The organism is Pseudomonas triclosanedens (assembly GCF_026686735.1).
GTDB classification, from domain to species: Bacteria; Pseudomonadota; Gammaproteobacteria; order Pseudomonadales; family Pseudomonadaceae; genus Pseudomonas; species Pseudomonas triclosanedens.
Genome location: NZ_CP113432.1, coordinates 3,711,311 through 3,732,303 on the forward strand (window position 1 = coordinate 3,711,311; position 20,993 = coordinate 3,732,303).

The window sequence follows — 20,993 nt, forward strand, 5'->3', positions numbered from 1 at the left end:
GAGACGTCGCGTGGAATTCGCTTTCTATTTCGCCGCCGGCGTCGCCGTGCTGGCAACCCTCCGGGTCATCACCAACAGCAACCCGGTGCATGCCTTGCTCTACCTCATCGTTTCGCTGCTGGCCATCTCGGCGACGTTCTTCAGCCTTGGCGCTCCGTTCGCCGCTGCGCTGGAAATCATCGTCTATGCCGGTGCGATCATGGTGCTGTTCGTCTTCGTGGTAATGATGCTCAACCTGGGGCCGGCAATTGCCGAGCAGGAGCGCAAGTGGCTCAAGCCCGGCATCTGGATCGGCCCTGGCGCGCTGTCGCTGGTGCTGCTGGTCGAACTGCTGTGGATGCTCTCGCGCACTCCCAGCGGCATCGGCATCGGTCACACCACCGTGGACGCCAAGGCCGTGGGCATAGCCCTGTACGGCCCCTACCTGCTGGTCGTCGAACTGGCCTCGATGCTGCTGCTGGCGGCACTGGTCGCCGCCTACCACCTCGGCCGCCACGAAGCGAAGGACTAACACCATGAACGCAATCCCTCTCGAACACGGACTGGCGCTCGCCGGTGTGCTGTTCTGCTTCGGCCTGGTGGGCCTGATGGTACGACGCAACATCCTGTTCGTACTGATGAGCCTGGAAGTGATGATGAACGCCGCCGCACTGGCCTTCGTGGTCGCCGGTAGCCGCTGGGCCCAGCCCGACGGTCAGGTGATGTTCATCCTGGTGCTGAGCCTGGCCGCGGCCGAGGCGAGCATCGGTCTGGCGATCCTCCTTCAGCTGTATCGCCGCTTCCATACCCTCGATATCGACGCTGCAAGCGAGATGCGCGGATGAACCTGCTGCCCCTTACATTCCTGTTCCCTCTGGTCGGCTTCCTGCTGCTTTCGTTCTCCCGCGGCAGATGGTCGGAAAATCTCTCGGCACTGGTGGGTGTCGGCTCCGTGGGCCTCGCCGCCCTCTCCGCCTTCTGGGCGATCTGGAGCTTCCACAGCAACCCGCCTGAAGGTGGCGCCTACAGCCTGGTGCTGTGGCAATGGATGAGCGTTGGTGACTTCAAGACCAACTTCACCCTCTACCTGGACGGTCTCTCGGTCACCATGCTCGGCGTGGTCACTGGGGTCGGCTTCCTGATCCACCTGTTCGCCTCCTGGTACATGCGCGGCGAAACCGGCTACTCGCGCTTCTTCGCGTATACCAACCTGTTCATCGCCAGCATGCTGTTCCTGGTGCTGGGCGATAACCTGCTGTTCATGTACTTCGGCTGGGAAGGCGTGGGCCTCTGCTCCTACCTGCTGATCGGTTTCTATTACAACCATGTACCGAACGGCAACGCGGCGCTGAAAGCCTTCATCGTCACCCGCGTAGGCGACGTATTCTTTGCCATCGGCATGTTCATCCTGTTCCAGCACCTGGGCACGCTGAACATCCAGGAGCTGCTGGTACTGGCTCCGCAGCACTTCGCCAAGGGCGACCTGTGGATCAACCTGGCAACCCTGATGCTGCTCGGCGGCGCCGTCGGTAAATCCGCTCAACTGCCGTTGCAGACCTGGCTGGCCGACGCGATGGCAGGCCCCACTCCGGTTTCCGCGCTGATCCACGCCGCCACCATGGTGACCGCAGGCGTCTATCTGATCGCCCGCTGCCACGGCCTGTTCGAGCTGGCTCCGAATGTCCTGGAACTGGTCGGCATCATCGGTGCCGTGACCCTGGTGCTGGCCGGTTTCGCCGCCCTGGTACAGACCGACATCAAGCGTATCCTCGCCTACTCGACGATGAGCCAGATCGGCTACATGTTCCTGGCCCTGGGCGTCGGCGCCTGGGGTGGCGCGATCTTCCACCTGATGACCCATGCCTTCTTCAAGGCGCTGCTGTTCCTCGCTTCCGGTGCGGTGATCGTCGCCTGCCACCACGAGCAGAACATCTTCAAGATGGGCGGTCTGTGGAAGAAGCTGCCGCTGGCCTACGCGAGCTTCGTGGTCGGTGGCGCGGCGCTGGCCGCCCTGCCCTTCCTGACCGCCGGCTTCTACTCCAAGGACGAGATCCTCTGGGAAGCGTTCGCCAGCGGTCACCAGAACCTGCTGATCGCCGGTCTCGTGGGTGCCTTCATGACCTCGCTGTATACCTTCCGCCTGATCTTCATCGCCTTCCACGGCGAAGCGAAGACCGAGGCGCATGCCGGTCATGGCATCAGCCACTGGCTGCCGCTGGGTGTGCTGATCGTGCTGTCCACCTTCATCGGCGCGCTGATCACTCCGCCTCTGGCAGGCGTCCTGCCGGAAAGCGTCGGTCACGCCGGCGGCGAAGCCAAGCACAGCCTGGAGATCGCCTCGGGTGCCATCGCCATCGCCGGCATCCTGCTGGCGGGCCTGTTGTTCCTCGGCAAGCGTCGCTTCGTCAGCGCCGTCGCCCAGAGCGCACCTGGCCGCTTCTTCGGCACCTGGTGGTACCACGCCTGGGGCTTCGACTGGCTGTACGACAAGCTGTTCGTGAAACCCTATCTGCTGATCTGCCGTCTGCTGGGCGCCGACCCGATCGACAAGACCCTGATCGTGGTTCCGCTCACTGCCCGTGGTGGTCACAAACTCCTCAGCCTCACCGAGAACGGCCGCCTGCGTTGGTATGCCGCTTCCCTGGTGGGCGGCGCCGCGCTGCTTCTCGGCGCGCTGCTGCTGGCTTAATGAATTCACGAAAGAGATTGAGCCCGACATGATTCTGCCCTGGCTAATCCTGATCCCCTTCATCGGCGGCTTCCTTTGCTGGATCGCCGAGTCCACCAGCAAGACCCTGCCACGCTGGGTTGCCCTGGGATCGATGGTTCTGACCCTCGCCCTCAGCCTGTGGGTATGGCACACCGGTGACTTCCATCTGGCGCCCGCGCCGGGCGGAGACCCGCAATGGACCCTGGAATTCAAGGTGTCCTGGATCGAGCGCCTCGGTATCAGCGTACACCTGGCAATGGACGGCCTGTCCCTGCTGATGGTCGCGCTGACCGGCCTGCTCGGCGTGCTGTCCGTACTCTGCTCCTGGAACGAGATCCAGCGCCGCATCGGCTTCTTCCACCTGAACCTGCTGTGGATCCTGGGCGGTGTGATCGGCGTATTCCTCGCCGTCGACCTGTTCCTGTTCTTCTTCTTCTGGGAAATGATGCTGGTGCCGATGTACTTCCTCATCGCGCTCTGGGGTCATAGCTCGGACGACGGCAAGAAGACCCGCATCTACGCCGCCACCAAATTCTTCATTTTCACCCAGGCCAGCGGCCTGGTGATGCTGGTGGCGATCCTGGGTCTGGTGTTCGTGCACTACAACAGTACTGGCGTGCTGACCTTCAACTACGCCGACCTGCTGAAAACCCAGTTGCCGCCGCACACCGAATGGCTGCTGATGCTTGGCTTCTTCGTCGCCTTCGCGGTGAAGATGCCGGTGGTACCGGTGCACTCCTGGCTGCCGGACGCTCACGCCCAGGCACCGACCGCAGGCTCCGTCGACCTCGCTGGCATCCTGCTGAAAACCGCTGCCTACGGCCTGATCCGCTTCGCTCTGCCGCTGTTCCCCAACGCCTCCGCCGAGTTCGCCCCGGTGGCCATGTGGCTGGGCATCATCGGCATCTTCTACGGTGCCTTCCTGTCGTTCGCGCAGACCGACATCAAGCGCCTGGTTGCCTACTCCTCCGTGTCGCACATGGGCTTTGTCATCATCGGCATCTACTCCGGCAGCCCCCAGGCGCTGCAAGGCGTGGTCGTGCAGATGATCGCTCACGGCCTCTCCGCCGCCGCGCTGTTCATTCTCTGCGGCCAGCTTTACGAGCGCCTGCATACCCGTGACATGCGCAAGATGGGTGGTCTGTGGTCGCGCATCCCGTACCTGCCGGCCGTGGCGCTGTTCTTCGCCACTGCGTCGCTGGGCCTGCCGGGTACCGGCAACTTCGTCGGCGAGTTCCTGATCCTGCTGGGCAGCTTCAAGGTCGTTCCGGTGATCACCGTGATCGCCACCTTCGGCCTGGTGTTCGGTTCCGTCTACTCGCTGATCATGATCCACCGCGCCTACTTCGGTCCGTCCCGATCCGAAGAGGCGATTGCCGGTCTGAATTTCCGCGAACTGAGCATGGTCCTCGGTCTGGCGGTGCTGCTGGTCCTGCTGGGCATCTACCCGCAGCCGGTCCTCGACACCTCCGCCGCCACCATGCACGGCGTCCAGCAGTGGCTGGGTGCCGCCCTTTCCACCCTGGCAGCACGGTAAGCGCGACATGACCTTCACGATTCAACACTTCATCGCGCTCCTGCCGCTGCTCATCACCAGCGCCACCCTGGTGGTGGTGATGCTCGCCGTGGCCTGGAAGCGCAACCACTCGATGACCGCGACCCTCTCCGTTATCGGTCTGAACCTGGCGCTGCTGTCGATCTTCCCGGTGCTGAAAGTCACCCCGATCGAAGTCACGCCACTGATGCTGGTGGACAATTTCGCCTGCTTCTACATGGCGCTGATCCTGGTCGCCGCCCTCGCCTGCACCACGCTCGCCCATGCCTACATGGAGAGCTACCCGGGCAACCGCGAAGAGCTCTACCTGCTCCTGCTGCTGTCCACCGCGGGCGGCCTGGTGCTGGTCAGCGCGCAGAATCTGGCTGGCCTGTTCATCGGCCTCGAGCTGCTGTCGGTGCCGATCTACGGCATGGTGGCCTACGCCTTCTTCAACAAGCGCACCCTGGAAGCGGGCATCAAGTACACCGTACTGTCCGCCGCCGGCTCGGCATTCCTGTTGTTCGGCATGGCCCTGCTCTATGCAGAGTCCGGTAGCCTCGGCTTCGCCGCGATTGGCGCGCAACTGGCCGAAAGCACCAGCAATGGCCCGCTGCTGTCCATCGGCGTCGGCATGATGGTTGTTGGCCTGGGCTTCAAGCTGTCGCTGGCACCGTTCCACCTGTGGACTCCGGACGTCTACGAAGGCGCCCCGGCGCCGGTGGCCACCTTCCTCGCCACTGCTGCCAAGGTAGCTGTGTTCGCCGTGCTGCTGCGCCTGTTCCAGATCGCTCCGGCGGCCCTGAACAATGGCCTGCTGCATGACGCCATCGCGGTCATCGCGATCGCCTCCATCCTGATCGGTAACCTGCTGGCGCTGACCCAGAGCAACATCAAGCGCCTGCTCGGCTACTCGTCCATCGCCCACTTCGGCTATCTGCTGATTGCCCTGGTGGCGAGCAAGGGCCTGGCAGTGGAGGCAGTGGGTGTCTACCTGACCACCTACGTGGTAACGACGCTTGGCGCCTTTGGCGTGGTCACCCTGATGTCCACTCCTTACAGCGGCCGCGATGCCGACGCACTGTTCGAGTACCGTGGTCTGTTCTGGCGCCGTCCGGTGCTGACCGCCGTGATGACCGTGATGATGCTGTCCCTGGCCGGTATTCCGCTGACCGCAGGCTTCATCGGCAAGTTCTACATCATCGCCACCGGCGTCGAGTCGCAGCACTGGTGGCTGGTCGGTTCCCTGGTGCTGGGTAGCGCCATCGGCCTGTACTACTACCTGCGCGTCATGGTGACCATGTTCCTGGTCGAACCGAACATGAAGCGTCACGACGCGCCCCTGGACTGGGCCCAGCGCGCCGGCGGCATCATGCTGGTGGCCATCGCCCTGCTCGCCTTCTTCCTCGGTGTCTACCCGCAACCGCTGCTGGATCTCCTCCAGCACAGCGGCCTGGCAGCCATCGGCGGCTAAGATCGACAGGCATGAAAAACCCCGCTTCGGCGGGGTTTTTCATTGGGCGCGGTTCAGGCTTGCGCAGGATAGGTCGAGTGCAGCGATACCCATGCCGATGATTCAGGATTCGCTTCGCGCTATCCTGCAAAGCCATTGCCCTACTCCGCCGCCTTTGGCTCATCCCCCTCCCGCCCGGTGAACAGATCCCACGATGCGATGAACAGTGCGGCTATCAAGGGGCCGATGACGAAGCCGTTCAAACCGAACAACGACATCCCGCCAAGCGTGGAAATCAGCACAACGTAGTCCGGCATCTTGGTGTCCTTGCCGACCAGGATCGGACGCAGGATATTGTCCACCAGACCGATCACCACTACACAGAACAGGGTCAGCACGACGCCCTGCCAGATCGCCCCGGTGAGCAGGAAGTACGCCGCCACGGGCACCCAGATCAGCCCCGCGCCAATGGCAGGCAACAACGAAAGAAACGCCATCAGCGTCCCCCACAGCAGCGAACCCTGGATCCCCAGGAACCAGAAGATCAGCCCGCCCAGTGCGCCCTGGGTTGCCGCCACGGCTATGTTGCCCTTCACCGTGGCGCGGATCACCGTGGTGAACTTGGTGAACAGGTGTTGCTTGTGCTCGATGCTCAGCGGCACCGCGCGCTTGATGCGCCGCCCTACTGCCGGCCCGTCGCGCAACAGGAAAAACAGCAGGTAGAGCATGATGCCGAAGCTGATGACAAACTCGAAGGTGTTCTGGCCGATGCTGAACGCCTTGGTCGCGACCAGTTGGCTAGCCTGCATCGCGCCAGCCGACAACTTCTCCTGCAGGCTCGACAGATCGGTCAGGTCGAAGCGCTCCAACCACTGGTGTGCCCAGGCCGGCAGTGCCGCAATCGCCTGCTGGAAGTAGGTGATGAAATTCAGTTCGCCGGATTTCAGGCGCTGGTAGACGGTCGCGCCTTCCTGCACCAGCGCGCCCGCGATGAAGGTCACGGGCAGGATCACGATCAGGAAGCAGATCGCCAGGGTAATCAACGCCGCCAGGTTGTTGCGGCCATTGAGCCGCACTCGCAAGCGGCGCTGCAAGGGCGCGAAGATGATCGCCAGGATGGTGCCCCAGAATACCGCGCCGTAGAACGGCAGCAGTATCCAGGCGAAGGCGATCGTGACGACCCCCAGAAGGGCCAGGAACGTCCTGTATTCCAGTTTCGATTCGAGCATGAGCGGGTCCGAGGATGAGAAACCTGCTCATTAGTCAGCACTTCGCCCGCCAAGTGCAACTTTCAGTGCATCACAGAACCATCGCAGCCGCCCAACCAAAGATCAGCAGCGGCAGGTTGTAGTGCAGGAAGGTGGGCACCACGGTGTCCCAGATGTGGTTGTGCTGGCCATCGACGTTCAGTCCGGAGGTCGGGCCGAGGGTGGAGTCCGATGCCGGCGAGCCCGCGTCGCCCAACGCGCCGGCGGTACCGACGATACTGACGATGGCCAGCGGTCCGAAGCCGAGCTGCACCGCCAGCGGCACGAAGATGGCGGCAATGATCGGCACCGTGGAGAATGACGAGCCGATACCCATCGTCACCAGCAGCCCCACCAGCAACATGAGGAACGCCCCCCAGGCCTTGCTGTGGCCGATCACACCGGCGGCCGACTCCACCAGCGTCGCAACTTGCCCCGTCGCCTTCATCACCTCCGCGAAGCCGGCGGCGGCGATCATGATGAAGCCGATCATCGCCATCATCTTCATGCCTTCGGTGAACAGATCGTCCGCTTCTTTCCAGCGCACCACGCCGGACAGCGAGAACACCAGGAAGCCCACCAGCGCGCCAAGGATCATCGAATCGAGCCACAACTGAATGACGAAGGCCGCCAGCACCGCGACGCCGGCCACTGCCAGGCTCATCGGGCTGTAGGGAGTGCTCACCCGCTCCGCCTGTTCAATACGCGCGAGGTCATAGCGGCGCTTGCCTCGATAGCTGAACAGCACCGCGATCAGCAGACCGCAGACCATCCCCAGCGCCGGAATCAGCATCGCCCGGCTGACATCCAGCCCACTGACATCCACACCGCTACGGGCGACGTTGGCCAGCAGAATCTCATTGAGGAAGATATTGCCGAAGCCGACCGGCAGGAACATGTACGGCGTGATCAGGCCGAAGGTAAGCACGCAGGCGATCAACCGGCGATCGATCTGCAGGCGTGTCAGCACATAGAGCAGCGGCGGCACCAGCAGCGGGATGAAAGCGATATGGATCGGCAGGATGTTCTGCGAGGAGACCGCCACCAGCAGCAGGAGCCCGATCAGCAGCCACTTGAAGCCGGCGGGCGCGCTGTCTTCGTGACGGCCGAGCATCGCCAGGGCGCGGTCGGCCAGCGCGTGGGCCATGCCGGAGCGCGCGATGGCTACCGCGAAGGCACCGAGCATGGCGTAAGACAATGCCACCGTCGCACCACCGCCCAGGCCGGCGTTGAACGCCTTGAGCGTGCCCTCCATGCCGAGGCCGCCAAGCAGGCCGCCCGCCATCGCCCCGGCGATCAGAGCCACCACCACATGCACGCGGCACAGACTCAGCACCAGCATCAGGCCAACGGCGATCAGCACCGCATTCATCTCGTCACTCCTTGCATCGCACGCCCGCACCGCCTCGGAGCGGGCAAAAGGCGCGTACTCTGCCGGACCACGCAGGGCCTGTCAAAAGCCCATCGAATCAAGATTTTTCGTCCGCAGGCCGGCATATCCACGGCGGGGTTTTCGCCTTGGCCAGCAGGCTTTTCGTTGAAAAAACACTCCATGCCGACCCGGTACGCCAGAATCGCCTGTTTTCTGGCGGAGCGTCCTGTTTTCGATCAAGAGCCGGCTGAAACTGCCGATAACCCGGCAGCCCCAAGGTCTCCTGACGCAAGGACATGAACATGCTTCTTCGCCGCCTTTCCATTCAATGGAAGATCACGCTGCTAGCCGGCCTGTGCCTGCTTGGCGTGGTGTCGCTGTTGTCCGGCCTTTCCGTGTTCCGTACCCAGCACAGCACCGCGCTGGTCAAGGAATCCAGCACCCGCATGCTCGACGCGGCCGCACGCGCGCGCCTGCAATCGCGCGGTGAAGTCCAGGCGATGCGCATCCAGCGCTACATCATGGATGCCTACCAGTACGGCAAGGGCTTCTCGCGACAGGTCCTGTTCCTCCGCGATCAGGCACAGAAGCGCTTCCTCGACGCCTACGACCTGCGCGAAGACCTGACTCGCCAGGTAAGAACCGCGCTGGAAGGCAACCCAGAGTTGCTCGGCCTCTACGTCGCCTTCGAGCCAGACGCGCTGGACGGCAAGGACAAACTGTTCGCGGGCCAGGCAGAGCTGGGCAGCAACGACACGGGGCGCTTCTCCATCTACTGGTCGCAGGCCACGCCTGGCCACCTGGAGTCCGAGGCGATGGCCGAATCGCTGTTGCAGGACACCAGCCCCGGTCCCAGCGGCAGCGCCTACAACGCCTGGTTCACTTGCCCCAAGACTACCGGCCAGCCGTGCGTATTGGACCCGTACTTCGACGACGTCGGAACCAGGAAGATGCTGATGACCAGCATCGCCTTCCCGCTGGAGCTGGACGGCAAGATCGTTGGCGTCATGGGCCTCGACATCAGCCTCGACAAGCTGCAGGACATCAGCGTTCAGGGCAGCCGCGAGCTGTACGACGGCCAGGGCAAGGTCAGCATCGTCAGCGCCGCCGGCCTGCTCGCCGGGCATAGCGCCGACGCCAGCAAACTCAGCAAGAGGCTGCAGGACGTCTACCCCAGCCAGGGCGCCGAACTGCTGCAAGCCATCAGCTCCGGACAGGAAAAAGTGATGAGCCTCGACGACCAGTTGCGCGTCGTCGAACCGCTGCTGCCGATTCCCGGCTCCAAGCCCTGGGGAGTGCTGCTGGAAGTGCCGCAGGACGTACTCCTCGGCCCGGCCATCGAACTGCAGGAGCAACTCGACGACCAGCGCGTACAGGGCACGCTTTCCCAGCTCGGTGTCGGCCTGTTGGCTGCACTCCTCGGCCTGTTCGCCATGTGGCTCACCGCCCGCGGCGTGACCCGGCCGATCCTCAACGTCGCCGCCATGCTGCGCAACATCGCCAGCGGCGAAGGCGACCTCACCAAGCGCCTGGACTACACCGGCAAGGACGAACTCGGCGAGCTGGCCGGCTGGTTCAACCGCTTCCTCGACAAGCTCCAGCCGATCATCCGCGACGTGAAATCCTCGGTGCAGGATGCCCGCGCCACCGCCGACCAGTCCTCGGAAATCGCCAGCCAGACCAGCGCCGGCATGCAGCAGCAGTTCCGCGAAGTCGACCAGGTCGCCACCGCCTCGCAGGAAATGAGCGCCACCGCCCACGACGTGGCCAACAGCGCCGCGATGGCCGCCGATGCCGCCCGCGGCGCCGACGGCGCGACCCGCGATGGCCTGAGCGTGATCGACAACACCACGCGGATGATCGACGAGCTGGCCAGCGACATGAGCAGCGCCATGAGCCAGGTCGAAGGGCTGGCCGCCAGCAGCGAGCAGATCGGCTCGGTCCTGGAAGTCATCCGCGGCATCGCCGAGCAGACCAACCTGCTGGCCCTCAACGCCGCCATCGAAGCCGCCCGCGCCGGGGAAGCCGGGCGCGGTTTCGCCGTGGTTGCCGACGAAGTGCGCAACCTGGCCAGGCGCACCCAGGACTCGGTGGAGGAAATCCGCCAGGTCATCGAAGGCTTGCAGAACGGCACCCGCGAAGTGGTCGGTGCGATGAGCAACAGCCATCGCCAGGCGCAGGACAGCGTGTCCCAGGTCGAACAGGCGGTGGCCGCGCTGAAACGCATCGGTGACGCGGTGAGCGTGATCACCGACATGAACCTGCAGATCGCCAGCGCCGCCGAGGAACAGAGCGCGGTGGCCGAGGAGATCAACCGCAACGTGGCCGGCATCCGCGACGTCACCGAATCGTTGTCCAGCCAGGCCCAGGAGTCGGCGCAGGTCAGCCATTCGCTGAATCAGTTGGCGAACCACCAGCAGGGCCTGATGGATCAGTTCCGCGTCTGACCCGGCCCGCAACGCTGCCGCAGGATGGGTGGAGCGAAAGCCGATCGCACACGGGAGTCAAGCCGTGCGGCGAGGCAGCTCCACCCGTACCCGCAATCCGCCCAACTCGCTGCCGTCCAGGCCCAGGCTGCCCCCACAGGCCGCCGCGATATCCCGGGCGATGCCCAGGCCGAGGCCGTGACCGGCCACCTGTTCATCCAGGCGGGTACCACGTTCCAACACTGCATCGCGCTGGTCCACCGCGATTCCCGGGCCATCATCGTCGACGCACAGACGATAGCCGTCTCCGCCCTTCTCCACTGCCAGCCGCACTTCGCTATCCGCCCACTTGCAGGCGTTGTCGAGCAGGTTGCCGAGCATCTCCAGCAAGTCCTCGCGGTCGAACGGCAGGCGCAGGCCGGGTTCGGCGCTCCAGGTGATGTCCAGGTGATCGCCATGAATGAGCCGCAGCATCTCGCACAGGCTCGGCAACTCCGCATCGCAGTCGAAATGCGCGCCCGGTAGCGCCTCGCCCACCAGCCGCGCGCGGCCCAGTTCGCGGGCCAGGCGCTGTTCGATCTGTTCCAGTTGCTCCTGCAGCACGCGGCGCAACTCCGGGCGCTCGCGCAGTTCGTCGCGGTCGGCGAGGCTGATCAGCACCGCAAGCGGCGTCTTCAGCGCATGCCCCAGGTTGCCCAGCGCGTTGCGCGAGCGACGCAGGGTCTCCTCGGTGTGCTGCAACAGGTGGTTCACCTGCTCCACCAGCGGCTCCAGCTCCCGCGGCGCCTGACTGTCCAACTGGCTGCGCTGGCCTTCCTGCAACTGCGCGATCTGCTGGCGCACCCGCTCCAGCGGGCGCAGCGCACGGCGCACAGTAAGGCTCTGGAAGACCAGGATCAGCAGCAGCGCGAGCGCGCCAGCGCCCAGGCCGATGTTGCGCAGGCGATTGAAGCTCTTCAGCACCGGGGTATAGTCCTGTGCGACGACGATGCTCAGCTTTCTTCCATAGCGCTTGTAGTCGGCGCGATAGACCAGCAGGCGCTGGCCTTCAGGACCTTTCTCCAGCCCCCTGGCCAGCCCCTTGCCGTCGGGCAGGCGAAGCTCGCGGTCCCAGAGCGAACGGGAACGCCAGGTGACATCGTCGAACCGGATGACAAAATAACGCCCGGAGAACAATCGTTCATAGGCGGCATCGACCCGCTGCGCATCCAGTTGCAGCCCGGCCGGACCGCGCATGATGCCCACCAGCAGGCTCTCCGCTTCGTCCTGCAGCCCGTTGGCCAGATAGCGCCGCAACCCCTGATCGAACAGCCACAGGCCGGTCTGCGCCAGCACCAGGCCTATGACCACCAGCACCACGCCAAGCCCGAGGCCGAGCCGGCGCTGGATCGACATCAACTGACGGCTCCGGCGGCGTTGCCGGTGAAGCGATAGCCCTGGCCGCGGCGGGTCTCGATGATTTCGCGGCCGAGTTTGCGGCGCAGGTGGTTGATGTGCACCTCGATGACGTTGGAGTCCCGCTCGGTCTCGCCGTCATAGAGGTGCTCGGCAAGATGGGACTTCGATAGCAATTGTCCGGGGTGCAACATGAAATAGCGCAGCAGGCGGAATTCGGCGGAGGTCAGGTCGACGTCCTTGCCACCCTGCTGCACGCACTGCCGCGACTCGTCGAGGCTCAGGCCCGCGACTTCCAGTTGGCTCTGGTTGGCCAGCCCACGCGCCCGACGCAGCAGCGCCTGGATACGCAGCAGCAGCTCCTCGGGATGGAACGGCTTGGTGAGGTAGTCGTCGGCTCCGGCCTTCAGGCCATCGATGCGCTCGGCCCAGGAACCCCGGGCGGTGAGGATCAGCACCGGTGTCGCCAACCCCATGCCGCGCCACTCGCGCAGTACTTCCAGCCCCGGCCGCCCCGGCAGGCCGAGGTCGAGGATGATCAGGTCATAAGGCTCGCTCGCGCCCTGCACGGCGGCGTCGCGGCCGTCGGCCAGCCAGTCCACCGCGTAGCCCTGGCGGGTCAGCGTAGCCAGCAGTTCATCGGCAAGGGGGACGTGGTCTTCCACCAGCAACAGACGCATCAGTCGTCTTCCTTATCCTTGAGGATGCGGCCATCGCGGGCATCCAGTTCCAACTCGCGTACCACACCGTCGACGGTGAGCAGCTCCACCTCGTAAATATAGGTGTCGTGCTCCTTCTCCAGTTCGGCCTCCAGCAGCTTGGAACCGGGATAGAGCCCCAGTGCGATGGGCAGGATCTCTTCGAACGGACGGATCACGCCCTCCCGGCTCAGGCGCAGCGCCTCGTCCTGGCTCAGGTCGTGGGCCTGGGCGGCGCCGGCCGTCATGGCGAACGCCACGGCGAACAGCACCGAGCGCGGCAGATCGATCTTCATCAGTGGTCCTGGCGATCCTTGATGATTGCACCGCTCACCGCATCGAGCTCGACATCCCATTTCACGCCCTGGGCGTCCTTGACATCGACCTTGTAGAGGTAACGGCCATGTTCCAGTTCAAGCTCGCTATCGTACACCGTTCCGCCCGGATGCTTGGCCAGCGCGGAGCGATTGAGCTCCTCGAAGTTGCGGATGGTCCCGGCATCGCGCAGGCGCAACGCCTCGTCCGGGCCGATATCATGGGCTAGCACGGTGGTGGCGCCGAGCAACAGAGCAGTGGCGGCAGTCAGCATGATCAGCGGTTTCATGGGTGGGTCCCTCAACTGAATCTGATGGCGCCAGACTAGGGCGAGGGACTTAATTCAAGCTGAATCGGCAACGGTCATTCACCTGGTGAAGTATCCTTGCTTCCTGTGCACAGGCTCTATAATCGCTGGCCTGCAACAGCGAGACCCGCATGACCGCCATCCAGATCAAGACTCCGGCCCTGACGCTCAAGGCCGGCGCGCGCGCGCTCCAGCGCATCCGTGAACAAGGCCTGGCGCCCGCCGACGTGGGCATCCTGCCCGGTGCTGCGGGCGGCCCGAAGGCCCTCGGCATCCAGGGCCTGGACCTGGCGCTGTTCGGCGAGTGGCTACCCCGCGCCCGCCGGGAGCGCTCGCTGATCGGCGCCTCCATCGGCTCCTGGCGCTTCGCCAGCGCCTGCCTGCCGGACCCGGCACAAGGCATCCATCGCCTCGGCGAGCTCTATACGCAACAACGCTTTGCCCGCAACGCCAGCATCGCCGATGTTTCCAGAAGCTGCGCGAAGATGCTCGACGAACTGCTCGAAGGCCGTGACGCCAGCGTGCTCGACAACCCCTGGTATCGCCTGAACGTGGTGGTGGTGAAGAGCCACGGTCGCCTCGCCCAGGACGGCAAGGCCGGTCTCGGGCTGGGCCTGGGCGCGGTGATCCGCGACAACCTGATCGGCCGCCGCCACCTGCACCGCCATTTCGAACGCCTGATCATCCACGATGCCCGCCGCGCGCCGCCGCTGGCGCAACTGCAGGACTTCCCGTCGCGCTACCTCCACCTCGACCTGGCCAACCTGCGCCACGCCCTGCTCGCCTCGGGCTCGATCCCGATGGTCATGGAAGGCGTGCGCGACATCCCCGGTGCCGGCCCCGGTACTTACCGCGACGGCGGACTGCTCGACTATCACCTGGACCTGCCGTACCTGCCCGAAGGTGTGGTGCTCTACCCGCACTTTACCGACAAGGTCATCCCCGGCTGGTTCGACAAGGGCCTGCCCTGGCGTCGCGGCGATGCCGGGCGCCTGCAGGATGTGCTGTTGCTGGCACCGTCGAAGCAATACCTGGAGCGTCTGCCGCACGGTAAGCTGCCGGACCGCAAAGACTTTCATCGCTACATGGGCGACGACGCCGGCCGCGAACGCTACTGGCGCAAGGCGATGGACGAAAGCCGGCGGATGGGCGACGAGTTTCTCGAACTGGCCGACAACGGCAAGCTGGGCGAACGCCTGCAGCCGCTCTGAGCCGTTCCTGACGGGCCGCCGAGAGACGGCCCTTGCCTGAGCGCCGGCTCAACCCGGCTGGCCATCCACCCGTGGCTGCCAGAACATCGGCCCGTAGTTCCAGGCGAACAACAGGAACGCCAGCACCCAGCACGCGGCGGCAATGCTCAGCCCTTCCAGCGGCCGCCACATAACCAGCACTACCCGTGCGACGACGCCCAGATTGAGCAACGCAAAGGCCCAGGGCATCACCTTCGGCGGCTGCAGCGGCCGCCCGGTGTGGCCAAGGCTGACGCGAGCGACCATTGCCAGGATCAGGCCACCCACGCCGCCAACGGTCAACGCATGGATCGGCAGGCTCATCGAGAAGCTCGGTGCGAAGTTCCACAGTGCCATGCCAGCCGGCGCCAGCATCATCCACAAATAGGCCAGGTGCAGCGACCATAGCAGCGGCACGCCCCAGTAGTCCTTGTCATACCAGCGCCACAGGCGGATCAGGTGCCCTGCCGCCAGCGCGGCGAACAGCAAGCCCAGCAGCGGATGCGGGGTCAGGCCGACACCGAATGCGCTCAGCACCGCCACCAGCATGGTGCCGCCCAGCAGCGAATTGTCCAGCCAGTTCCAGGCCGCTACCTGCGCGGTACGGCCCAGGCCACGCTGGGTAAAGAAGGGAATCACACGGCCGCCGATCAGCCCCATCAGCGCTGCCACCAGCCACAACGCGGCCAGTACGCCGCCACGCTGCCACTGTTCGTTGCCCGCCCAGAGGCCCGCCATCACCAGTGCATCGGCCAGCGTCAGCAAGCCCAGCACGGCGATCACTGGGTAGTTGCGCACCTGGCGCACCTGCCACAGGCTGCGGCCGATGAAGAAAGCCAGCGCCGGCATGAAAGCGAGCTCCAGCGGCGCCACCAGCCACAGCGGCACGCCGAGCAGCCAGCCCAGCCGCGCGGCGAGCCAGAGCAGCGCCAGTACCATCAGCGGGTTGCCGCTGAGGCCGGGCCTGCCGGTCCAGGTCTGCACCGCCGTCAGCAGGAATCCGGCGACGATGGCCGCGGCAAAACCGAACAGCATTTCGTGGCGATGCCAGGCCAGCCAGCCACCCAGCGGCTGCCAGGCCGGCAACATGCCGAGCAGCACCGCCGCCCAGGCGGCGATGCCGATCAGCGCGAATACCGCTCCGCCGAGGAAGAAAGGACGAAACCCCAGGCGCCACAACGGCGCGATGGTCAACAGAGCCTTGCGATCAACCAGCAACACAGCACGCCTCCCAGCCTTCCTTACGCATCTGGTGCTGGGCGATGAGCCGCAGCACATATCCCAGTTTCAACAGGATAGGACCGAGGATGGTGAACGCGTGGGCCGCCACGATGGCTGGCAGCGTCAGACGGGCATCGACGAAATAGGCGCCGACGATTCCCACCGCCAGCAGGCCGAGACCGCTGCCCAGCAGCGTGGACGACATCGCCAGGTTGCGCCTGGGGCAAGCGAACAGACTTTCCATCACACACCTCCTCGGTCGCGCCGACCCGCTGCCGGGCCGGCGCTTCAGGTTCAGGCCTCCAGCGCGCTGGCCGGGCCGAAGAACTCATAGTGGGACTGCTGCTCGGGTACGCCGAGCTCGCACAGGTGGCGTTTCACCTGTGCCATGAACGGTTTGGGCCCGAGGAAATACGCCTCCAGGTCACGGTCCTCCGGCAGCCAGTCGGCCAATTGCTCGCGGCTTAGGAAGCCTTGCGCATGGGCATCGTCCTGGTCGCGCGGCTCGCTGTAGCAGACGTAGTGCTTGAGTTGCGGGTGCGCCTCGGCCTGTGCCTCGACCCATTCGCGGAACGCATGCACGCCACCGTGGCGAGCGCAGTGAATGAAATGCACCTCGCGGCCCGAGGCCAGCGCCGGCTTGAGCATCGCCAGGGCCGGCGTGATGCCGACGCCCGCGGTGATCAGCGCCAGCGGCTTATCGCCCTCGCGCAGCACGAAGTCGCCCGCCGGCGGGAACAGATCGATCTCGTCACCGACCTGCAGTGCATCATGCAGGTAGTTGGAGACCTTGCCTTCCGGCTCGCGCTTCACGCTGATGCGGTATTCGCGGCCATTGGGCGCGTCGGACAGCGAATAGGTGCGGCGCAGTTCCTCGCCGTCCAGCTCCAGACGCAGACCAATATACTGGCCCGGCTGGTAGTCCAGCAGCGCGCCACCATCCACCGGCTGGAAGTAGAACGAAGTGATCTCCTCGCTTTCCACCTGCTTGCGGGCGACACGGAAGCGCCGCGCACCGCGCCAGCCGCCGTGCTGCGCGGCATTCTGCTGATACACCGACTCTTCGGCGCCAATCAGGATTTCCGCCAGTTGCCCGTAGGCGGCAGCCCAGGCATCGATCACCGCCTGGGTAGCGATTTCCTCGCCGAGCACCTCGCGGATCGCCCGCAGCAGACAGGTGCCGACGATCGGGTAGTGTTCCGGCAGGATCTGCAGGGCGGCATGCTTGTTGACGATCTTCGCCACCAGCGGGCCGAGCTGCTCCAGCTCGTCGATGTGGCGGGCATACATCAGGACACCGTTGGCCAGCGCACGTGGCTGGTCACCCGACGCCTGGTGGGCCTGGTTGAACAGCGGGCGGACCTGCGGGTACTCGCTCAGCATCATCTTGTAGAAGTGCCGGGTCAGCGCTTCACCGCCGGTTTCCAGCAGTGGGACGGTGGCCTTGACCAGGCTACGGTGTTCGTTGGACAGCATCGGTATCTCCTCGGGTTGGCCAGACGATGAGTGGGGCGCCTGGCTCTCAGCCAGGGATGTTTCAGGAAGCGTGCCAACCCTGCAGCCCGGCAATTACGGGACGCTGGCGCCCCAATGAGTCATAATGACCCGGCCATTCCAGAGTCAAAACGACTCTCGCGAGGTCAAAATGACTCGAAACCCCCTGCTTGCTACCCTCCTCCCGCTGGTTGCCGACCTGTCCCGCGAGCTTCCCGAGAGCGAACGCTACCGGCGCCTGCTGGAAGCGCTTCGCCAGCTCCTGCCCTGCGATGCCACAGCCCTATTGCGCCTGGAAGGCGACCACCTGGTGCCATTGGCAGTCGACGGCCTCAGCCCCGATACCCTCGGCCGCCGCTTCAAGATCAGCGAGCATCCGCGCCTGCGGGCGCTGCTCGAACATCCCGGCCCCACTCGCTTCGCCGCCGACTGCGGCCTGCCGGACCCGTACGACGGCCTGGTGGAAGGCCTGCACGGCCACCTGGAGGTCCATGACTGCCTGGGCTGCCCGCTGTTCCTCGACGAACAGCCCTGGGGTCTGCTGACCCTCGACGCGCTCGACCCGGAACGCTTCTCCTCCAGCGACCTGGACAACCTGGAAGCCTTTGCCAGCCTTGCCGCCGCCACGGTGAAGGCCAGCCAGCGCATGCTCGACCTGGCACTGCGCGCCGAGCACGAACAGCAGCGCGCCGACGCCTACCAGCGCGCCTCCGGCGACCAGCCCCGCGAACTGATCGGGCAGAGCAAGGCGCACCAGGCGCTGTTGAGGGAAATCCAGTTGGTGGCCGGCAGCGATCTGAGCGTATTGATCACCGGTGAAACCGGCGTCGGCAAGGAGCTGGTGGCGCAGTCGATCCACGCCAACTCCCTGCGCCGCGGACAGCCGCTGGTCAGCCTGAACTGCGCGGCGCTGCCGGAAACCCTGGTGGAGAGCGAGCTGTTCGGCCATGTGCGCGGAGCGTTCTCCGGAGCGGTAGGCGAGCGTCGTGGCAAGTTCGAACTGGCCGACGGCGGCACGCTGTTCCTCGACGAGGTTGGTGAGCTGCCACTGGCGATCCAGGCCAAGCTGCTGCGGGTACTGCAGAGCGGCCAGTTGCAGCGGGTAGGTTCGGACCGGGAACATCATGTCGATGTACGCCTGATCACCGCGACCAACCGCGATCTCGCCGAAGAAGTGCGCACGGGCCGTTTCCGCGCCGACCTCTACCATCGCCTGAGTGTCTATCCGCTGCGCGTACCGCCGCTGCGCGAACGCGGCAACGACGTGTTGCTGCTGGCCGGCTACTTCCTCGAACAGAACCGCCCACGCCTGGGCCTGCGCAGCCTGCGGCTGACCCGCGAGGCCCAGGCCGCCCTGCTCGACTACGCCTGGCCGGGAAACGTGCGCGAGCTGGAGCATCTGATCGGCCGCGCTTCGCTCAAGGCGCTGGCAAACCATCCGCAACGCTCGCGCATCCTCAGCCTCGGCCTCGACGACCTGGCCCTCGAACAGCGCAGACCGCAGGCCTCCACGGCCGCTGTCGGCGATGGCGAGCAGATCGATGGCGACGATATCGGTGAGCTGCGCCCGGCGGTCGAAACATTCCAGCGTCAGATGATCAACCGCAGCCTCGAACGCCACGCCGGCAACTGGGCCGCCGTCGCACGCGAGCTGGGCCTGGATCGCGCCAACCTCAATCGCCTGGCGCGACGCCTGGCGATCAAGTGAGCCGCTGGCCGGAACGCCCGGCCCGGCGCTGTCGATGGTGGTAGACTGTGCGCCCATTTTCCGGCCAGCCCGCTCCCGGGCCGGCGATCGTCGTAGAGCGCACCACCGTGGAATTGTTCAAAGAGTTCACCTTCGAATCAGCTCACCGCCTGCCCCACGTCCCCGCCGGGCACCAGTGCGGTCGTCTGCATGGCCACTCGTTCCGGGCCGCCATCTACATCGAGGGTGAGGTCGACCCGCATACCGGCTGGATTCGCGACTTCGCCGAGATCAAGCGGATATTCAAGCCGATCTACGATCAGCTCGACCACAACTACCTGAACGATATTCCCGGCCTGGAAAATCCCACCAGCGAAAACCTTTGCCGCTGGATCTGGCAACAGCTCAAGCCACTGCTGCCGGAGCTGTCCAAGGTGCGTGTGCACGAGACCTGCACCAGTGGTTGCGAGTATCGCGGCGACTGAATTCGCTATCGCTGCCAAGACAAAGGCCCCTTTCGGGGCCTTTGTCGTTTTCGCAGGTCAGCGCGAGGCCTTGCGCCGCAGTGCCGAAGGGCTGAAGTTCGATTCGTCCGGCGCCGGCTGGCTGAAATCGGCGGTGCCGGGCTCCTCGTTATCCAGCCACTGGATGCTGTAGCGGTGGGCCTGGAGATCGTGGAAGGTGTCCAGCGCGGTCCACACCATCGGCTGCTCGTAGAAGCTCTTCAGGTACGCCAGCGACACGCGCCACAGCTCGCCGCGACCATCGTACTGGTCCACCACGGCGGCGCCCCAACTGTCCTCGTCGAGGTACAGGGTGCGACGCGAATAGATGTGTCGCGCGCCGGGCTTGAGCTTGCCGTCCACCACCCACACGCGGTGCAGTTCGTAGCGGGTGTACTTGGGATTGATATGGCCGGGGGTGAGCAGGTCCTTGTACTTAACCTCGGGGCTGGTCACCTGGTAGTTGTTATAGGGGATATAGATTTCCTTCTTGCCCACCAGGGTCCAGTCGTAGCGGTCCGGCGCGCCGTTGTACATGTCGGTGTCATCGGCGGTGCGAAGGCCGTCGGAGTCTTCGATCGGGGTGTCATAGGCGAGCGTGGGTGCCCGCCGCACACGACGCTGCCCGGGGTTGTAACCCCATGCCTGGCGCGGCTCCTTCACCTGGTCGAGGGTCTCCTGCACCAGGGCGCCATTACCGGCCAGGCGCGCCGGGGCGGTGGTGAAGGTCATATAGTAGAACAGCGTGTTGCCGAGCTTGTCGTAGCTGCCCTTGGGATCGTAGAAGCGGAACAGCGCCTCGTCCTGGGAGGTCACCAGCGCGTAGGCGCCGTTGCGCTGCACGCCGGCCTGGGACGAGCGCCGCACAATGTAGGTGCCGCGATAGCGGGCGATGTGGTTCCACACCGCTTCCACGCCGCTCTGCGGGATGGGGAACGGCACGCCGCCATAGGCATCGGAGAAGCCGTTGCCGCCTTCCACCAGCTTGGCGCTGGTGGCGTTCTTGTAGATGTTGTCATAGATCCACTGCGGGGCGGAGCCGGTACGGTGGGTTGCGTACACCGGCATCTGGTAGCTGTCCGGGTAGGCATTGAACAGCGCGATCTGCCCCGGCGTCAGATTGGCCTTGTACTGGTCGAGGTTGGCCTTGCTGATGACGAATTGCGGCTTCTCGCCGGCAAATGGATCGACGTGGTGCGAACCCGGCCCCTTGTAGCCGGCCGGCGCCGAGGTCAGGCCGCCGGTCCAGGCGGGGATGGAACCGGCGGCGTTGCCGGCCTTTTCCGCCCCCATCGGGGTAAGGCTGCTCTTGAGTTTCGCCGCCTGGTCAGCCGAAACCGCTGCACGCGCATCGGTAACGGCCAGGGCCGTCAGCGTGGCAAGGACGATCAGGGAACTCTTTTTGTACATGGTTCTCTCCGGA

Annotated in this window: 19 protein-coding genes and 2 pseudogenes; 10 read left to right on the plus strand and 11 right to left on the minus strand. The window is 65.1% G+C overall.

Translation table 11 applies throughout. The features are described 5' to 3' along the window. The first annotated feature begins 10 nt into the window (after positions 1-10). The 5 genes from nuoJ to nuoN are packed head-to-tail and all read left to right on the plus strand — an operon-like array spanning position 11 to position 5,697. On the plus strand, positions 11-511 hold the full coding sequence (gene nuoJ / locus OU419_RS17210) for an NADH-quinone oxidoreductase subunit J (protein WP_254473536.1): 501 nt from the start codon (positions 11-13) through the stop codon (positions 509-511). A gap of 4 nt (positions 512-515) precedes the next feature. Further along, positions 516-824: an NADH-quinone oxidoreductase subunit NuoK gene (gene nuoK, locus OU419_RS17215; protein ID WP_207883115.1), complete on the plus strand. Its 309-nt coding sequence runs from the start codon at positions 516-518 to the stop codon at positions 822-824. After that, positions 821-2,668 (plus strand): NADH-quinone oxidoreductase subunit L, encoded by a 1,848-nt coding sequence (gene nuoL, locus OU419_RS17220; protein WP_254473534.1) that lies wholly within the window; start codon positions 821-823, stop codon positions 2,666-2,668. The genes nuoK and nuoL overlap by 4 nt, the downstream gene beginning before the upstream one ends. A gap of 28 nt (positions 2,669-2,696) precedes the next feature. After that, the gene (gene nuoM, locus OU419_RS17225; protein ID WP_254473526.1) at positions 2,697-4,226 is read left to right on the plus strand and encodes an NADH-quinone oxidoreductase subunit M; all 1,530 of its coding nucleotides are present in this window, start codon (positions 2,697-2,699) and stop codon (positions 4,224-4,226) included. 7 nt (positions 4,227-4,233) lie between these two features. After that, on the plus strand, positions 4,234-5,697 hold the full coding sequence (nuoN, locus tag OU419_RS17230) for an NADH-quinone oxidoreductase subunit NuoN (protein ID WP_254473524.1): 1,464 nt from the start codon (positions 4,234-4,236) through the stop codon (positions 5,695-5,697). 140 nt (positions 5,698-5,837) lie between these two features. On the opposite strand, the gene OU419_RS17235 is transcribed toward nuoN, so the two are convergent. The 3 genes from OU419_RS17235 to OU419_RS17245 all read right to left on the minus strand — a co-directional run bounded on the left by OU419_RS17235 (position 5,838) and on the right by OU419_RS17245 (position 8,593). Continuing rightward, positions 5,838-6,905, minus strand: a complete 1,068-nt coding sequence (locus tag OU419_RS17235; RefSeq protein ID WP_254473522.1) for an AI-2E family transporter — start codon at positions 6,903-6,905, stop codon at positions 5,838-5,840. Between the two features lie 70 nt (positions 6,906-6,975). After that, on the minus strand, positions 6,976-8,295 hold the full coding sequence (locus OU419_RS17240) for a Na+/H+ antiporter family protein (RefSeq protein ID WP_254473520.1): 1,320 nt from the start codon (positions 8,293-8,295) through the stop codon (positions 6,976-6,978). 97 nt (positions 8,296-8,392) lie between these two features. Further along, positions 8,393-8,593 (minus strand): hypothetical protein, encoded by a 201-nt coding sequence (locus OU419_RS17245; protein ID WP_254500554.1) that lies wholly within the window; start codon positions 8,591-8,593, stop codon positions 8,393-8,395. A 223-nt stretch (positions 8,594-8,816) separates the two neighbouring features. Between OU419_RS17245 and OU419_RS29040 the strand changes: the two are divergent. Beyond that, a pseudogene (locus OU419_RS29040) lies at positions 8,817-9,836 on the plus strand (PDC sensor domain-containing protein); the annotation flags it as partial. Between the two features lie 393 nt (positions 9,837-10,229). After that, a pseudogene (locus OU419_RS29045) lies at positions 10,230-10,742 on the plus strand (methyl-accepting chemotaxis protein); the annotation flags it as partial. A 57-nt stretch (positions 10,743-10,799) separates the two neighbouring features. Here the strand turns inward: OU419_RS29045 and OU419_RS17255 are convergent. The 4 genes from OU419_RS17255 to OU419_RS17270 are packed head-to-tail and all read right to left on the minus strand — an operon-like array spanning position 10,800 to position 13,418. Next, on the minus strand, positions 10,800-12,119 hold the full coding sequence (locus OU419_RS17255; RefSeq protein ID WP_254475757.1) for an ATP-binding protein: 1,320 nt from the start codon (positions 12,117-12,119) through the stop codon (positions 10,800-10,802). Then, the gene (locus OU419_RS17260; RefSeq protein WP_254475756.1) at positions 12,116-12,796 is read right to left on the minus strand and encodes a response regulator transcription factor; all 681 of its coding nucleotides are present in this window, start codon (positions 12,794-12,796) and stop codon (positions 12,116-12,118) included. Before OU419_RS17260 ends, OU419_RS17255 begins: the two co-directional genes overlap by 4 nt. Continuing rightward, complete coding sequence (locus tag OU419_RS17265) at positions 12,796-13,062, minus strand: PepSY domain-containing protein (RefSeq protein ID WP_408004958.1); 267 nt, start codon at positions 13,060-13,062, stop codon at positions 12,796-12,798. Before OU419_RS17265 ends, OU419_RS17260 begins: the two co-directional genes overlap by 1 nt. Before the next feature lie 47 nt (positions 13,063-13,109). After that, positions 13,110-13,418, minus strand: coding sequence for a PepSY domain-containing protein (locus tag OU419_RS17270; protein ID WP_254475754.1), 309 nt, complete (start codon positions 13,416-13,418; stop codon positions 13,110-13,112). A gap of 149 nt (positions 13,419-13,567) precedes the next feature. Between OU419_RS17270 and OU419_RS17275 the strand changes: the two genes are divergently transcribed. Further along, positions 13,568-14,647: a patatin-like phospholipase family protein gene (locus tag OU419_RS17275; protein ID WP_254475753.1), complete on the plus strand. Its 1,080-nt coding sequence runs from the start codon at positions 13,568-13,570 to the stop codon at positions 14,645-14,647. Positions 14,648-14,695: 48 nt separating this feature from the next. Here OU419_RS17275 and OU419_RS17280 read toward each other — a convergent pair whose 3' ends face one another. The 3 genes from OU419_RS17280 to hmpA are packed head-to-tail and all read right to left on the minus strand — an operon-like array spanning position 14,696 to position 17,362. Next, on the minus strand, positions 14,696-15,886 hold the full coding sequence (locus tag OU419_RS17280) for an NnrS family protein (protein WP_254475752.1): 1,191 nt from the start codon (positions 15,884-15,886) through the stop codon (positions 14,696-14,698). Continuing rightward, positions 15,873-16,130 carry a transmembrane sensor/regulator PpyR gene (locus tag OU419_RS17285; protein ID WP_254475751.1) on the minus strand — a complete coding sequence of 86 codons (258 nt, stop codon included), beginning with the start codon at positions 16,128-16,130 and terminating at the stop codon, positions 15,873-15,875. Before OU419_RS17285 ends, OU419_RS17280 begins: the two co-directional genes overlap by 14 nt. 50 nt (positions 16,131-16,180) lie before the next feature. Next, the gene (gene hmpA, locus OU419_RS17290) at positions 16,181-17,362 is read right to left on the minus strand and encodes an NO-inducible flavohemoprotein (RefSeq protein ID WP_254475750.1); all 1,182 of its coding nucleotides are present in this window, start codon (positions 17,360-17,362) and stop codon (positions 16,181-16,183) included. 169 nt (positions 17,363-17,531) lie between these two features. Here hmpA and norR point away from each other — a divergent pair, with 169 nt between their 5' ends. Continuing rightward, entirely contained in the window at positions 17,532-19,088 is a 1,557-nt protein-coding gene (gene norR, locus OU419_RS17295; protein WP_254475749.1) for a nitric oxide reductase transcriptional regulator NorR, read from the plus strand. A 107-nt stretch (positions 19,089-19,195) separates the two neighbouring features. Continuing rightward, on the plus strand, positions 19,196-19,552 hold the full coding sequence (queD, locus tag OU419_RS17300; protein WP_254475748.1) for a 6-carboxytetrahydropterin synthase QueD: 357 nt from the start codon (positions 19,196-19,198) through the stop codon (positions 19,550-19,552). 57 nt (positions 19,553-19,609) lie between these two features. On the opposite strand, the gene OU419_RS17305 is transcribed toward queD, so the two are convergent. Further along, positions 19,610-20,980 (minus strand): DUF1329 domain-containing protein, encoded by a 1,371-nt coding sequence (locus OU419_RS17305; RefSeq protein WP_254475747.1) that lies wholly within the window; start codon positions 20,978-20,980, stop codon positions 19,610-19,612. Between the last annotated feature and the right edge of the window lie 13 nt (positions 20,981-20,993).

Coding starts and splice junctions, on each gene's coding strand:
- OU419_RS17275 (WP_254475753.1), top strand. CDS start 13,568: ATGACCGCCATCCAGATCAAGACTCCGGCCCTGACGCTCAAGGCCGGC.
- OU419_RS17285 (WP_254475751.1), bottom strand. CDS start 16,130: ATGGAAAGTCTGTTCGCTTGCCCCAGGCGCAACCTGGCGATGTCGTCC.
- nuoM (WP_254473526.1), top strand. CDS start 2,697: ATGATTCTGCCCTGGCTAATCCTGATCCCCTTCATCGGCGGCTTCCTT.
- OU419_RS17260 (WP_254475756.1), bottom strand. CDS start 12,796: ATGCGTCTGTTGCTGGTGGAAGACCACGTCCCCCTTGCCGATGAACTG.
- nuoK (WP_207883115.1), top strand. CDS start 516: ATGAACGCAATCCCTCTCGAACACGGACTGGCGCTCGCCGGTGTGCTG.
- OU419_RS17270 (WP_254475754.1), bottom strand. CDS start 13,418: ATGAAACCGCTGATCATGCTGACTGCCGCCACTGCTCTGTTGCTCGGC.
- nuoN (WP_254473524.1), top strand. CDS start 4,234: ATGACCTTCACGATTCAACACTTCATCGCGCTCCTGCCGCTGCTCATC.
- norR (WP_254475749.1), top strand. CDS start 17,532: ATGACTCGAAACCCCCTGCTTGCTACCCTCCTCCCGCTGGTTGCCGAC.
- OU419_RS17265 (WP_408004958.1), bottom strand. CDS start 13,062: ATGACGGCCGGCGCCGCCCAGGCCCACGACCTGAGCCAGGACGAGGCG.
- OU419_RS17235 (WP_254473522.1), bottom strand. CDS start 6,905: ATGCTCGAATCGAAACTGGAATACAGGACGTTCCTGGCCCTTCTGGGG.
- OU419_RS17240 (WP_254473520.1), bottom strand. CDS start 8,295: ATGAATGCGGTGCTGATCGCCGTTGGCCTGATGCTGGTGCTGAGTCTG.
- nuoL (WP_254473534.1), top strand. CDS start 821: ATGAACCTGCTGCCCCTTACATTCCTGTTCCCTCTGGTCGGCTTCCTG.
- OU419_RS17305 (WP_254475747.1), bottom strand. CDS start 20,980: ATGTACAAAAAGAGTTCCCTGATCGTCCTTGCCACGCTGACGGCCCTG.
- OU419_RS17245 (WP_254500554.1), bottom strand. CDS start 8,593: ATGTCCTTGCGTCAGGAGACCTTGGGGCTGCCGGGTTATCGGCAGTTT.
- hmpA (WP_254475750.1), bottom strand. CDS start 17,362: ATGCTGTCCAACGAACACCGTAGCCTGGTCAAGGCCACCGTCCCACTG.